The organism is Burkholderia sp. AcTa6-5 (genome assembly GCF_017815075.1).
GTDB classification, from domain to species: domain Bacteria; phylum Pseudomonadota; class Gammaproteobacteria; order Burkholderiales; family Burkholderiaceae; genus Burkholderia; species Burkholderia sola.
In genome coordinates this window covers 32494-46933 of record NZ_JAGIQE010000023.1, presented here as the reverse complement: position 1 = coordinate 46933, position 14440 = coordinate 32494, and the positions used below count along the sequence as shown (strand labels likewise).

12 protein-coding genes and 2 tRNA genes are annotated in these 14440 nt (G+C 68.3%); 9 read left to right on the top strand and 5 right to left on the bottom strand.

The window, feature by feature from the left end:
• The first annotated feature begins 154 nt into the window (after positions 1–154).
• From J8I33_RS26245 to J8I33_RS26220, 6 genes are all read left to right on the top strand, one after another.
• Positions 155–3352: an Rne/Rng family ribonuclease gene (locus tag J8I33_RS26245; RefSeq protein WP_209939417.1), complete on the top strand. Its 3198-nt coding sequence runs from the start codon at positions 155–157 to the stop codon at positions 3350–3352.
• Between the two features lie 132 nt (positions 3353–3484).
• On the top strand, positions 3485–4597 hold the full coding sequence (moaA, locus tag J8I33_RS26240; RefSeq protein ID WP_124594702.1) for a GTP 3',8-cyclase MoaA: 1113 nt from the start codon (positions 3485–3487) through the stop codon (positions 4595–4597).
• A 28-nt stretch (positions 4598–4625) separates the two neighbouring features.
• On the top strand, positions 4626–5243 hold the full coding sequence (mobA, locus tag J8I33_RS26235) for a molybdenum cofactor guanylyltransferase MobA (protein ID WP_050011486.1): 618 nt from the start codon (positions 4626–4628) through the stop codon (positions 5241–5243).
• A 111-nt stretch (positions 5244–5354) separates the two neighbouring features.
• On the top strand, positions 5355–6653 hold the full coding sequence (gene glp, locus J8I33_RS26230) for a gephyrin-like molybdotransferase Glp (RefSeq protein WP_209939416.1): 1299 nt from the start codon (positions 5355–5357) through the stop codon (positions 6651–6653).
• A gap of 37 nt (positions 6654–6690) precedes the next feature.
• Positions 6691–6966 carry a hypothetical protein gene (locus J8I33_RS26225; RefSeq protein ID WP_006476519.1) on the top strand — a complete coding sequence of 92 codons (276 nt, stop codon included), beginning with the start codon at positions 6691–6693 and terminating at the stop codon, positions 6964–6966.
• Positions 6963–7448 (top strand): GNAT family N-acetyltransferase, encoded by a 486-nt coding sequence (locus tag J8I33_RS26220; RefSeq protein ID WP_209939415.1) that lies wholly within the window; start codon positions 6963–6965, stop codon positions 7446–7448. Before J8I33_RS26225 ends, J8I33_RS26220 begins: the two co-directional genes overlap by 4 nt.
• An 82-nt stretch (positions 7449–7530) precedes the next feature.
• On the opposite strand, the gene rmuC is transcribed toward J8I33_RS26220, so the two are convergent.
• The 5 genes from rmuC to pncB form a co-directional block, all read right to left on the bottom strand.
• Entirely contained in the window at positions 7531–9009 is a 1479-nt protein-coding gene (gene rmuC / locus J8I33_RS26215; protein WP_050011489.1) for a DNA recombination protein RmuC, read from the bottom strand.
• Complete coding sequence (locus J8I33_RS26210; RefSeq protein ID WP_050011803.1) at positions 9006–9995, bottom strand: D-glycerate dehydrogenase; 990 nt, start codon at positions 9993–9995, stop codon at positions 9006–9008. Before J8I33_RS26210 ends, rmuC begins: the two co-directional genes overlap by 4 nt.
• A gap of 81 nt (positions 9996–10076) precedes the next feature.
• Positions 10077–11507: a sodium:proton antiporter gene (locus J8I33_RS26205; RefSeq protein WP_209929003.1), complete on the bottom strand. Its 1431-nt coding sequence runs from the start codon at positions 11505–11507 to the stop codon at positions 10077–10079.
• Positions 11508–11550: 43 nt separating this feature from the next.
• Entirely contained in the window at positions 11551–12213 is a 663-nt protein-coding gene (locus J8I33_RS26200; protein WP_050011491.1) for a lactate utilization protein C, read from the bottom strand.
• Positions 12214–12300: 87 nt separating this feature from the next.
• On the bottom strand, positions 12301–13500 hold the full coding sequence (gene pncB / locus J8I33_RS26195; protein WP_050011492.1) for a nicotinate phosphoribosyltransferase: 1200 nt from the start codon (positions 13498–13500) through the stop codon (positions 12301–12303).
• A gap of 286 nt (positions 13501–13786) precedes the next feature.
• Between pncB and fdxA the strand changes: the two genes are divergently transcribed.
• From fdxA to J8I33_RS26180, 3 genes are all read left to right on the top strand, one after another.
• On the top strand, positions 13787–14110 hold the full coding sequence (fdxA, locus tag J8I33_RS26190) for a ferredoxin FdxA (protein WP_011544919.1): 324 nt from the start codon (positions 13787–13789) through the stop codon (positions 14108–14110).
• A gap of 106 nt (positions 14111–14216) precedes the next feature.
• A tRNA-Asn gene (locus J8I33_RS26185) sits at positions 14217–14292 on the top strand.
• Positions 14293–14364: 72 nt separating this feature from the next.
• Positions 14365–14440, top strand: a tRNA-Asn gene (locus J8I33_RS26180).

The following is a 14440-nucleotide window of genomic DNA, read 5'->3' as shown; positions in this document are numbered from 1 at the left end:
TTTCGGGCCCAAGCGCCTCTTCAGGCAATTCTCCCCGCCAGCGTTCCCGCTCCAGCGTGCTCGTGACAACACAACAAGGTGCGGCCTGCCGTCGTTCCCGCCCTCGCGACTGACAACCGCGAGGCGCCGGCAGCGGAGCCGCCTGGAGTCGTTCATGAAACGCATGCTGTTCAATGCGACGCAGCAGGAGGAGCTGCGCGTCGCCATCGTCGATGGGCAAAAGCTCATCGACATCGACATCGAAACCGCCGGGCGCGAACAGCGCAAAGGCAATATCTACAAAGGTGTCATCACCCGTATCGAGCCGTCGCTCGAAGCGTGCTTCGTCAACTACGGCGAAGACCGCCACGGCTTCCTGCCGTTCAAGGAAGTCGCCCGCCAGTACTTCAAGGACGGCATCGACATGCGCTCCGCGCGCATTCAGGATGCGCTGCGCGAAGGCCAGGAGCTGATCGTCCAGGTCGAGAAGGAAGAGCGTGGCAACAAGGGCGCCGCCCTCACCACCTTCATCTCGCTCGCCGGCCGCTACCTCGTGCTGATGCCGAACAATCCGCGCGGCGGCGGCGTGTCGCGCCGGATCGAAGGCGACGAGCGCCAGGAACTGCGCGAAACGATGGCGCAACTGCAGATTCCGGACGGCATGAGCATGATCGCCCGTACCGCGGGCATCGGCCGCAGCGCCGAGGAACTGCAATGGGACCTGAATTACCTGCTGCAACTGTGGCGCGCGATCGAAGCGGCGTCGCAAAGCGGCAACGCCGGCCAGCCGATGCTGATCTATCTGGAATCGAGCCTCGTGATCCGCGCGATCCGGGACTATTTCCAGCCCGATATCGGCGAAATCCTGATCGACACGAACGAAATCCACGATCAGGCCCGTGCGTTCATGGACATCGTGATGCCGGACAACGTCGCGAAGGTGAAGCGCTACCACGACGACGTGCCGCTGTTCTCGCGTTTCCAGATCGAGCACCAGATCGAAACCGCGTACTCGCGCACGGTGCCGCTGCCGTCCGGTGGCGCGATCGTGATCGACCACACCGAAGCGCTCGTCGCGATCGACGTGAACTCGGCCCGCGCGACCAAGGGCGCGGACATCGAGGAAACGGCCACCCGCACGAACCTCGAAGCGGCCGACGAAGTCGCCCGCCAGCTGCGCCTGCGCGACCTCGGCGGCCTGATCGTGATCGATTTCATCGACATGGAATCGGCGAAGAGCCAGCGTGAAGTCGAGCAGCGCCTGAAGGACGCGCTCAAGCACGACCGTGCGCGCGTGCAGATGGGCAAGATCTCCCGCTTCGGCCTGATGGAGCTGTCGCGCCAGCGCCTGCGCCCGGCGCTGTCGGAAGGCAGCCACGTGACGTGCCCGCGCTGCAACGGCACCGGCCACATCCGCGATACCGAATCGTCCGCGCTGCAGGTCCTGCGGATCATTCAGGAAGAAGCGATGAAGGAAAACACCGCGGCGATCCACTGCCAGGTGCCGGTCGAGGTGACCGCCTTCCTGCTGAACGAAAAGCGTCAGGAAATCAACAAGATCGAGTCGCGCTTCAAGGTCGGCATCGTGCTGATCCCGAACAAGCACCTCGATACGCCGCACTACAAGCTCGAGCGCCTGCGTCACGACGACGCGCGCCTCGACGATCCGCGCGCATCCTGGAAGATGGCCGAGGAAGCGGCCCGCGAGCTCGAGTCGGAAACCGGCTACAGCAAGCGTGCGGCCGAAGTGAAGCCGAAGCAGGAAGCCGCGGTCAAGGGCATCACGCCCGAGCGTCCGGCACCGAGCCCGGCGCCGCAGCGTCCGGTCGAACCCGTTGCGGCCCCCGCCCCGGCGCCCGTCGCCGCGGCAAGCGGCGGCTTCATCGGCTGGCTGAAGGGCCTGTTCGGCGTGTCGCCGGCACCGGCGCCCGCACCGGTCGCGCCAGCCCCGGCGAAGGAGCAGGCAGCCCGCCCGGCTCGCGAGCGCACCGAAAAGACCGAGCAGCGCGGCGGCGATCGCAACCGCAACCGTCGCGGCGGCGCCCAGCAGGCGCAAGGCGGCCGTGACCAGGCAGCCGCCGGCCGTGGCCAGCCGCAACGCCAGGAGCGCGAAGGCAAGGAAGTGCGCGAACCGCGTGAAGGCCGTGAGCCGCGCGAGGGTCGTGAGCTGCGTGAGGGCCGCGAGGGTCGCGAAAACCGCGAAGGTCGTGAAAACCGTGAGGGTCGCGAAGGCCGCGAGGGCCGTGGCCCGCGCGAAGGTCGCGAGCCGCGTGAAGCCCGTGAGCCGCGCGAACCGCGTGAAAACCGCGAACCGCGCGAGCGCGTCGAACAGCCGGAAGGCGTCGAAGCAGCCGGCCGTGGCGAGCGCCAGGAACGCGGCGAGCGTCGCGAGCGCGGCGAACGCCGCAAGCCGACCCAGCATGCGGCCACGCTCGAAACCGTCACCCGCGGCGAAAACCATCCGGAACCGGAAACCGACAAGGCTGTTGCAGAAGCCCTGCCCGGCGCGGAACTGGCAGCCGATGCGGAAGCCGGCGCACGTGACGGCGAAGAACGCCGCCGTCGCCGTCGCGGCCGCCGCGGCGGTCGTCGCGAGCGCGAGGAAGACGGCTCGGTCGACCAGGCCGAGCAAGGCGCCGAAGGCGAAGTCGCGGCGCAAGCCGCGACGCCGGTCGCGGCCGAACCGGCCCACACTGCCGCACCGGTAGTCGTCGCGGCCGCGGCCAGCGCGGTCGCCGTGGAAGCCGTCGCCGAGCAGCATGCCGCACCAGCCGCTGTCGAAGCGCAGCCGGCGCCGGCACACGCCGAAGCGGCTCCGGCCGCCCCGGTCGAGCCCGTCGTCGCCGTCCAGGCAGCAGAACCGGCACCGGTCGCACCGGCGGTCGCGGAAGCGAGCCCGGCGCCGGTCGCGGTATCGCCGACCGATGCGTTCGAAGTGCCGGCGGCCGCGCCGGTCGCTGTCGACGCGCCGCAAGCCGCGCCGGTCGCTGTCGAGGCGCCGCAAGCCGCACCGGTCGAGCCAGCCGCACCGGCCGTCGCGATCGAAGCCGCTCCGGTGGCAGTCGAACCGGCACCGGTCGAAGCAGCACCGGTCGAAGCAGCGCCTGTCGACGCAGCACCGGTCGAGGCCGTCGCCGCACCGGCACCGACGCCGGCTCCCGCACAACCGGCAGCCGCGCCCGCTTCGGCGAGCCTGGATGTCGTGCTGGAGCAGGCCGGTCTCGTCTGGGTGAACACGGACGCCGACAAGTTCGCGGCCGCGCAGGAAGCCGCATCGCGACTCCCGCGCCCGGCCCGCGTGCCGCGCGAACGCAAGGTGCTGCCGCCGGCCGATACGGCCCCGATGCAGCAGGTCGAAACGACGCACCACTGAACGGCGCATCGCACGACCTAGGAAAAGCCCGCCTCCGGCGGGCTTTTTCACGTCCGCGCTGCGGGTTTCCGCCCACCGGCCCCGCCGGCCGGTTGCGGCTAAAATAGCAGTCTGGTTCGCACTTCTTCCAACATGTCCCGACGCATCATTCCCCTCGCCGACGTCAGCGGGATGCCGGACGTCTCCGGCGTCGCGCATGCCCCCGACGGCACGCTGGCCGACACGTTCGCCCGGCCGCTGCGCGACCTGCGCATTTCGGTGACGGATCGCTGCAACTTCCGTTGCGTGTACTGCATGCCGCGCGCGGTCTTCGACAAGGACTATCCGTTCCTGCCGCACAGCGCGCTGCTTACGCACGAGGAAATCGAGCGCGTCGCGCGGCTCTTCGTCGCACACGGCGTCGAGAAGATCCGCATCACGGGCGGCGAGCCGCTGCTTCGCAAGAACCTCGAATTCCTGATCGAGCGGCTCGCGCGCCTGACGACGCACGCAGGCCGCCCGCTCGACCTGACGCTGACGACCAACGGCTCGCTGCTCGCGCGCAAGGCGCGCGCGCTGAAGGACGCCGGGCTCACGCGCGTCACGGTCAGCCTCGATGCGCTCGACGATACGCTGTTCAAGCGCATGAACGATGCGGAGTTCGCGAGCGCCGACGTGCTCGACGGCATCTTCGCCGCACAGGCCGCGGGCCTCGCGCCGGTCAAGGTCAACATGGTCGTGAAGCGCGGCACCAACGACAGCGAGATCCTGCCGATGGCCGAGCGTTTTCGCGGCACCGGCGTGATCCTGCGCTTCATCGAATACATGGACGTCGGCACGTCGAACGGCTGGAACATGACCGAGGTGCTGCCGTCGGCGGACGTCGTCGCGCGCATCGCCGAACATTTCCCGCTCGTGCCGCTCGAGCCGCACACGGCGGCCGAGACCGCGCAGCGCTGGGGCTATGCGGACGGCAGCGGCGAGATCGGCGTGATCTCGAGCGTCACGCAGGCCTTCTGCGGCGACTGCACGCGCGCGCGGCTGTCGACCGAAGGCAAGCTGTACCTGTGCCTGTTCGCGTCGACGGGGCACGATCTGCGTGCGCTCGTGCGCGGCGGCGCGACCGATGCCGAGATCGCGACCGCGATCGCCCGCATCTGGCACGCGCGCACCGACCGCTATTCGCAACTGCGCGGCAGCGCATCGGCCGACGGCGCGCCCGACGGCGCCGGCAAGCGCGTCGAAATGTCGTATATCGGCGGCTGACGCACGCCGCTCTGTCCATCCGCGCACGATGCCCGCTCCCGCCTCCCCGTCGATCGCCGGCCTGCTGCTCGCGGGCGGGCGCGCCACGCGCATGGACGGCGTCGACAAGGGCCTGCAACTGCTCGACGGTACGCCGCTCGCGCTGCACGTACTGCGCCGGCTGTCGCCGCAGGTCGACGAGACGGTGATCAGCGCGAATCGCCATGCCGATCGCTATGCCGAACTCGGTGCGCCGTTCGACGCGCGCATCGTCGCCGACGAAACCCCTGACTTCCCCGGGCCGCTCGCGGGCCTGCTTGCCGGCATGCGCGCGGCGCGCGCACCGCTGGTCGCGTGCTCGCCGTGCGATACGCCCTATCTGCCCGCCGACCTCGTCGCGCGGCTGCATGCGGCGCTCGACGCGCAACAGGCCGATATCGCGATGGCGGTCACCGTCGACGCGCAGCAGATGCGCTCGCCGCAGCCGACGTTCGCGCTGCTGCGCACGTCGCTGGCGGACGACCTCGCCGCCCGACTCGCGGCCGGCGACCGCAAGATGCGTGCGTGGTACGCACGCCACACGACGGTCGAAGTCGAGTTTCGCGACGAGCGTGCGTTTTACAATGCCAATTCCTGGCAGGAACTGGCCGCGCTGGCCCGCCGTTGACGGCCCCGCGCCGTTCCCGCCCGGCGTCTGCCGCACGCGAAACCCGCGCCCCGGCACCCTCCTCGCGCCACCGGCCACGAACCCGATACGCCTTGCGGCGCAGTCCGACTGATGATCACGCAATCCTCGCCCGCCTCCCGAACCGCACCCGACCCCGATGCCCCGCTGTCGCTCGCCGACGCGCAGGCACTCGCGTGCCGCTTCGCGGTGCCCGTCGACGCGTGCGATACGGTGGCGCTGCGCGAGGCGCTCGATCGCGTGCTCGCGGCCGACGTGAGCGCGCCATTCGACATTCCCGCGTACGACAACTCGGCGATGGACGGCTATGCGTTCGACGGCGGAGCCGCGGCACTCGCGTCGGCGCAGGGCGAGGTCGCGATGACGGTTGTCGGCACCGCGTTCGCCGGCCATCCGTTCGACGGCGCCGTGGCGGCCGGTGCATGCGTGCGCATCATGACGGGCGCGCCGATGCCGGCCGGATGCGACACGGTGATTCCGCAGGAACGCGTTCGCGTCGACGGCGACGCGATTCGCTTCGCCGCGCACGACGTCGCGCGCAGCGCGAACTGCCGCAAGGCCGGCGAGGATCTCGCGCGCGGCACCTGTGCGCTCGCCGCGGGCCGCATTTTGCGGCCGTCCGATCTCGGCCTGCTCGCGTCGTTCGGCATCGTCGACGTCACGGTGCGCCGGCGCGTGCGCGTCGCCGTGTTCTCGACCGGCGACGAGTTGCGCGAGCCCGGCGAACCACTCGGCCGCGGCGCGCTGTACGACAGCAATCGCGGGATGCTGATCGCAATGCTCGAACGGCTGCACGTGGACGCGATCGATCTCGGGATCGTCCGCGACGACCCGGCCGCGCTCGAAGCCGCATTGCGCGACGCCATCGCCGCGCAGGCCGATGCGGTGATCACGTCCGGCGGCGTGTCGGTCGGCGAAGCCGATTTCACGCGCGACGTGATGGCCCGGCTCGGCGACGTGACGTTCGCGAGCCTCGCGCTGCGACCGGGCCGCCCGCTCGCGTGCGGTACGCTCGCCCGCGCGGCCGACGACGCCGGCCACGCGCTGTTCTTCGGCTTGCCCGGCAATCCGGTCGCGTCCGCCGTGACGTTCCATGCGATCGTGCGCCCCGCGCTGCTGACGCTGGCCGGCGCGCGCACGCCGCCGCCGGCCATGTACACGGCGCTCAGCACGCAACCGTTGAAGAAACGCCCCGGCCGCACCGACTACCTGCGCGGCATCGCGACGCGCGCCGCCGACGGTCAATGGCACGTCGTACCGGTCGGATCGCAAAGCTCGGCGTCGCTGAGCGGTCTCGCGGCCGCCAACTGTTTCATCGTCCTGGGCCACGATTCCGCGGCAGTCGACGCGGGCGCCCCGGTCGACATCCTGCCGCTCGACGGCCTGATCTGAATTCCAATCGGTATATTTCTACGGGGGCAATCCGCACATGAAGAAACAAATCTCGTCGATCGCCGCGGGGCAGACCGCCAAGGCGCTGATCCTCGTCTACCTGACGTTCAGCGTGCCGATCGTGCTGCTCGGCATTCTCGTTGCGTATATCCGTTACGGGATGGTCGAGTTGAGCACGATCCTGAGCGCACTGCTGCTGAACGCGATCCTCGGTTTCGTGCTGCTGTGGATCGCGTGCCATGCGTACAACTGGGTCGCATCGCGCTTCGGCGGCATCGAGATCGTGCTGTCCGATCCGCCGGAAGAAGCGTGAGCGGCACGCCGCTGATCCGCGCGGCCGACACGCGCGACGTCGGCACGATCCTCGCGCTGATGCGCGAGCTGGCCGAGTTCGAAAAGCTCACCGAGCTGTTCGTCGCGACCGAAGCCGATCTCGCCGACGCGCTGTTCGGCGAGCATCCTGCCGCCGAGGCACGCGTAGCCGAACAAGACGGCACGATCGTCGCGTACGCGCTGTTCTTCCACAACTATTCGACGTTCCTCGGCCGCCGCGGGCTCTATCTCGAGGATCTGTACGTGCAGCCGTCGCAGCGCGGCACGGGCCTCGGCACCGCGATGCTGCGCCATCTCGCGGCGCTCGCCGTCGAGCGCCGTTGCGCGCGCTTCGAATGGTCGGTGCTCGACTGGAATCAGCCGGCGATCGACTTCTACGAGAAGATGGGCGCGACCGTGCTGCCGGAGTGGCGCATCGTGCGCGTGACGGGCGACGCGCTGGACATGCTCGCCGCGCATTGAACGCGAGCCGGCTGCGCCGGTGACCGCTGCAAAGGAAAACGGGCGCCCGTTTCTTCTGTCCGACAGTTGCCAGCAACGCGCGTCACGCGTCGTCCGCGTCGGCGCCTTCGGCCTCTTCCGCGCCGAGCAACCCGGCCGCCGTATCGCCCGGCAACGCCTCGACCTGCTTCAGCTTGCGGTTCATCACACGTGTGCGCTGCTCGGCGGACTCGATCGAGCGCGTGACCGTTTCGAGCTGCGCCTTCGTGCGCGCGAGCACGTCGCCGAACTTGCCGAACTCCGTCTTGACCGCGCCGAGCACCTGCCACACCTCGCTCGAACGCTGCTCGATCGCGAGCGTGCGGAACCCCATCTGCAGGCTGTTGAGCAGCGCGGTGAGCGTGGTCGGCCCCGCGACCGTCACGCGATAGTCGCGCTGCAGCAGGTCGGTCAGCCCCGGGCGGCGCAGGATCTCCGCATAGAGCCCCTCGGTCGGCAGGAACAGCAGCGCGAAATCGGTCGTGTACGGCGGCGCGACGTACTTCTCGGCGATCGTGCGCGCTTCCATCCGCACCCGCGCCTCGAGCGCACGCGCCGCCTCCTCGACGGCCACCGCGTCGGCACGCTCCTGCGCGTCGATCAGCCGCTCGTAGTCTTCGCGCGGGAATTTCGCGTCGATTGGCAGCCACACCGGCGACGCGTCGCGCGTGCCGGCGTCCCGCCCCGGCAGCCGGATCGCGAATTCGACGCGCTCGGTACGCTTCGGCACCGTCACGACGTTCTTCGCGTACTGGTCGGGCGTAAGCATCTGTTCGAGCAGCGCCTCGAGCTGCACTTCGCCCCAGGTGCCGCGCGTCTTCACGTTGGTCAGCACCTTCTTCAGATCGCCGACGCCGGCCGCGAGCGTCTGCATCTCGCCGAGCCCGCGATGCACTTGTTCGAGCCGGTCCGACACGAGCTTGAACGATTCGCCGAGCCGCTGCTCGAGCGTCGCGTGCAGCTTCTCGTCGACGGTGCGGCGCATCTCCTCGAGCTTCGCCGCGTTGTTCGTCTCGATTTCCTTCAGCCGCTGTTCGAGCGTCGCACGCACCTCGCCGATCCGGCGGTCGTTCGCCTCGGTCAGTTGCGTGAGCTGCCGGTTCAGCGTGTCGCCGAACAGCCGCAGCGCGCCCGTTTGCTCCTCGCGTGCCTGCTGGGCCTGGCGCTGCACGCTCTCGCGCATCGCGTCGAACTGCTGCGCGTTGCCGGCGACGAGCTTGCCGAGCTGCTGCGCGAACCCCTCGATCTGGTTGTTCTGCACGGTCGCGACGCTCGTCAGTTGCGCGGCGAGTGTCTGCTGCAACTGGGCGAAGCTGCCGGCCAGCTCGGTACGCGAGCCGCGTGCGGTCTCGACGATCTCGCCGCGCAATTCGCGTTCGAGCCGCTCGACCGCGCGCGCCTGCGCATGCGCGGCGTCCTCGATCTGGTCGCCGAGCACGGCCGCGTCGTCGTGGCGGCCGCCGCCGCGCACGAGCGCGACGATCGCCACCGCGAGCGCGACGGCCAGCACGACGACCGCCGCAAGCAACAACGTCGTCGTCATGCGCGCGGCTTCCCGATCACGTCAGGGTTGATCGGATTCGGCGGCTGCCCCGCACGCGGCCCTTCGCCCAGCGCGGCGATCAGGTTGTCGGCGGCGAGATTGGCCATCGCGCGGCGAGTCTTTTCGGTCGCGCTCGCGATATGCGGCGTCAGCACGACGTTCGGCACCTCGAGCAGCGCCGGATGCACGCTCGGCTCGCCCTCGTACACGTCGAGGCCGGCCGCGGCGATCGTCCCGTCGCGCAGCGCGGCGGCCAGCGCCGCGTCGTCGACGATCCCGCCGCGCGCGATGTTGGTCAGCGTCGCGGTGGGTTTCATCTTCGCGAGCTCGGCCGCGCCGATCGTGTGATGGTTCTCCTTCGTGTACGGCAGCACGAGCACGACATGATCGGCCCGCGCAAGCAGCGCATCCTTCGACACGTATTCGGCATCCAGCTCGGCCTCGATCTCGGGTGCGACGCGCGACCGGTTGTGATAGATCACCTGCATCCCGAAACCGCGCGCGCGGCGCGCAAGCGCCTGGCCGATACGGCCCATCCCGATCACGCCGAGCGTCGAACCGTAGATGTCGGTGCCGAGGAAGCCGTCGTACGCCCACTTCCGCCAGTGACCGGCGCGCAGCCAGTGTTCGGATTCGGCGATCCGGCGTGCGGCGGCCATCATCAGCGCCCAGCCGAAATCGGCGGTCGACTCGTTCAGCACGTCCGGCGTGTTGGTGCCGAGCACGTTCGCCGCGTTGAACGCGGCCATGTCAAAGTTGTTGTAGCCGACCGCCATGTTCGCCACGACCCGCAGGCGCGGCGCCGCCGCGAGCGTGGCCGCGCCGACCGGGTCGCCGGCCGTCAGCGCGCCGTCCTTGTCGGCCAGACGCGCGGCAAGCGCGTCGGGCGCGAGCGCATCGCCGTCGTTCCAGTCGACGTCGAAATACTGCTTGAGCCGTTCGATCACGTCCGGAAAGATCGGACGCGCGACCAGGATCTTCTGCATCGCCATCTCCGCATACCGCGGACGGATCGCGGCGCGCGATGCGCCGCCGGAGCCGCCCGCTCGGGGTTGAAAAACGTCAGCTTACGCCGTGAAGAAAAGCCAGGACGTCAGCAGGAATACCGGTATCAGCACGACGAGCGCCCAGCCGAGGTACGCGAAGAAGCTCGGCATCTTCACGCCGCGCGATTCGGCGATCGCCTTCACCATGAAGTTCGGCGCGTTGCCGATATAGCTGTTTGCGCCCATGAACACCGCGCCGGCGGAAATCGCGGCGAGCGTCGACGCGCCGGTCGTCATCAGTGTCTGCGCGTCGCCGCCCGCGAGGTTGAAGAACACGAGATAGGTCGGCGCGTTGTCGAGGAACGACGACAGGATGCCGGTCGCCCAGAAGTACATTGCATCGACCGGCTTGCCGTCGGGGCCCGTGACGAGATGGACGATCTGCGCGAACGCGCCGTCCGCACCCGCGCGCAGGATCACGATCACCGGCGCGATCGTCACGAAGATGCCCGCGAACAGCTTCGCGACTTCTTCGATCGGCGCCCAGTTGAACGCGTTGCCGTCGCGCGCGGAACGCGGCGTCAGCGCGAGCGACGCGAGCGTCACGACCACGAGCGCGACGTCGCGCACGAGATTCTGCAGCGCGACGTGCGTGCCCCAAACGTCGAACGAGATGCCCGGCTTCCACACGCCGCTCATCAGCACGAGCGCGATCACGGCCGCCAGCAGCACGAAGTTGATCTTGCCGTCGATCGACAGCGCCGCGCCGTCGGGCGTCGGATCGAGCGCGGCCGGCCGCTCCTCGCCGCCCTTCCGGTAGAAGTACGTATCGAGCGCGAAGAACAGCGCGAGCAGCACCGCGCAGATGAACAGCATCGGCAGCGCGAGATGGGTGGTCGTCCAGAAGAAGCTCACGCCGTTCAGGAAGCCGAGGAACAGCGGCGGATCGCCGAGCGGCGACAGCGAGCCACCCGCGTTCGCGACGAGGAAGATGAAGAAGATCACGACGTGCACGACATGCTTGCGGTTGTCGTTGGCGCGCAGCAGCGGCCGGATCAGCAGCATCGCGGCGCCCGTCGTGCCCATCACGCTCGCGAGCAGCGTGCCGAGCGCGAGGATCGCGGTATTCAGCTTCGGCGAACCGTGCAGGTTGCCGTTCACGCAGATGCCGCCCGCGACCGTATAGAGCGCGGTGAGCAGCACGATGAACGGAATGTATTCCTCGAGCAGCGCATGCACGAGCGTGCCGAACGCGGCGCCGGCGCCGAACGCGACCGCGAACGGCGCGAGGAACACGATCGCCCAGCCGGCCGCGATCTTGCCGAAGTGGTGATGCCAGAACACCGGGGCGACGAGCGGGAACAGCGCGATGGACAGCAGGATCCCGGCGAACGGGATGCCCCAGAGCGCGGACAGCGTGGCACCGTCGAGCGTGGCGGCCGATGCGAGCGCGGGAGCGGCGCCAAGCGCGATTCCCGACGCCATGCCCGCCCAGGCGGCATGTCGTTTCATGCGGAACTTCCTTGTTCGAGTAACTGTGAATGCGGCGGGCGCGTCATGCGCCCCGTACGACGATCGCGTGCACGCGGTACGGGCCGTGTGCGCCCAGAATGATCGTTTGCTCGATGTCGCCCGTGCGCGATGGGCCCGACACGAAATTGACCGCGCGCGGCAGCTCGCCGCGCTCCGCGCGAATCAGCGCGAACGCGTCTTCATGACCGGCGACGATGCGCGACGCCGGCACGATCGCGATGTGGGTTTCCGGCAAAAGACCGGCCGATGCGTAAGTGTCGGGACCGGACAGCAGCACCAGCGACCCCGTTTCGGCGGTCGCGCAGAAGCAGCCGGTCAGGCCGACGAGATCGCCGTCGCGCGGCTTGCGGCACTCGACCGACAGGCCGGCGCCGGCCCAGTCGAAATCGGCCAGCGTGCGCCATGCGACGGCCTGCGTCGGCAGACCCTGAGCGGCAAGATAGCGGGCGGCGGCAGCAGGCACGTCGGCCAGCGTCGCGACTTCGTCGACCGTGGTCGACAGGCGCCCCGCTTCGTCGACGAAAGCAGCGACGAGGTCGGCCGGCGCTGGCGGGCGCGGGCCCTGCGGATGCCGCGCGAGATAGTCGGCGACGCCGTCGCGCTCCGCTGCATCGGGTTCGGCCGCGCGCCCCTGCGCCGCGCGAATGCGCGCGAGGATCTGGCGACGGGCGGCGGAAGTGTCCATGAACGGTCCTCGTGACGTTGGCGTGCAATACGTCGGATTATACCGGCCACCCCTGCCGCGACACACCTTCGGCCGAACGGCCAACGCCTACTTCGACGCGTCTTCCTCGACCGGCTGCGCGATGCCGAACACCTGGCGCAGGTACGCGAGATAGGCCTTGTCGTCGCACATGCTCTTGCCCGGCGAATCCGACAGCTTCGCGACCGGCTGGCCGTTGCAGCGAACCATCTTGATCACGATCTGCAGCGGCACGTAGCCGAGATCGTTGGTGAGGTTGGTGCCGACGCCGAACGCGAGCTTGCAGCGGCCGCGGAACCGTTCGTACAGCTGCATGACCTTCGGGATGTCGAGCGCGTCCGAGAACACGAGCACCTTGGTGCGCGGGTCGCAGCGGTTCGCCTCGTAGTGGCGCAGCATCCGCTCGCCCCAGTCGAACGGATCGCCCGAATCGTGGCGCGCGCCGTCGAACAGCTTGCAGAAATACATGTCGAAGTCGTTCAGGAACGCGTCCATCCCGTAGACGTCCGACAGCGCGATCCCGAGGTCGCCGCGATATTCCTTCGCCCACATCTCGAAGCCGTAGATCTGCGAATCGCGCAGCCGCGGGCCGAGCGCCTGGCACGCCTGCAGGTATTCGTGCGCCATCGTGCCGAGCGGCGTGATGTCGTGCTTCATCGCGTACAGCACGTTGCTCGTGCCCGCGAACTGCGGGCCGAGCCCGTCGCGCAGCGTGAGCGCGACTTCCTCGTGCCAGACCTTCGAGAAGCGCCGGCGCGTGCCGTAGTCGGCGATCTTGCAGTCGGCGAATTCGGGCTTCGCGCCGAGCAGCTTGATCTTCTCGCGCAGCCGCTCGCGCCCTTCGCGATAGTCGGGCTCGCGCTGCGTGTTGCGGAAATAGACTTCGTTGACGATCGCGAGCACCGGGATCTCGAACAGGATCGTGTGCAGCCACGGCCCCTCGATCACGACGTCGATCTCGCCGTTGCCCTTCGGCGACGGCGTGATCGAGATGTACTTCTCGTTCAGGTGGAACAACGCGAGGAAGTCGACGAAGTCGCTCTTGATGAAGCGCATCCGCCGCAGGTAGTCGAGTTCGACGTCGGAAAAGCGCAGCGAGCACAGGCCGCGCACCTCGTCGCGAATCTCGTCGATGTACGGCACGAGATCGACGCCGGGCGTGCGGCAGCGGAACCGGTATTCGACGTTTGCAGCGGGAAAGTGATGCAGGACGACCTGCATCATCGTGAACTTGTAGAGATCCGTGTCCAGCAGCGAAGTGATGATCATGATGACGGCAGCGCCAATATCGTGACAGGGCACCGGCGCACCGCGCGCCGCCCGGTCTGTCGGCCATGTTACCCGAATGCGGGCCCGACCATCGTGAAACCGGCCGCCGCCTTGCCGTATCGTGCCGGTGCCTGGCGTACGGGTATCCGTGTCGCGCGCCCCATAAACTAATCACGAAACGATATAAGCCGGATAGCCGACCTCGTCATGCGGGTTTGGCGCTTCAGTTACAATGCCGCTTTTGGCGCAAACGCCACCCCATATACCGCCAAGCAGGAGCGTTTTAATGACTCACGTTGTGACCGAAGGCTGCATCAAGTGCAAATACACGGATTGCGTGGATGTGTGCCCGGTGGATTGCTTCCGTGAAGGTCCCAACTTTCTCGCCATCGATCCGGACGAGTGCATCGACTGCGCCGTGTGCGTCGCCGAATGCCCGACCAATGCGATCTATGCCGAAGAAGACGTTCCGGGCGACCAGCAGCAGTTCACCGAGCTGAACGCCGAGCTGGCGAAGAACTGGCCGTCGATCACGAAGACCAAGCCGGCACCGGCCGACGCGGACGAATGGAAGGACGTGCAGGACAAGCTGCACCTGCTCGAGCGCTGATCGCACGGCGGCGACCGCAAAAAAATTTCATGCGTCGCGGCTTCGAAGTGTTGACAGGTTAGCGAACACTCCATACAATCTCGTTTCTCTGCTGTTGCTTGTTTGTTCCCCGATAGCTCAGTCGGTAGAGCGCCGGACTGTTAATCCGTAGGTCCCTGGTTCGAGCCCAGGTCGGGGAGCCAAAAACGCAAAAGCCCGTTGAAAGTGGACGGGTTTTTTGTTGGAAAACATAGCACGCAGATGTACCGATTTATTCCCCGATAGCTCAGTCGGTAGAGCGCCGGACTGTTAATCCGTAGGTCCCTGGTTCGAGCCCAGGTCGGGGAGCCA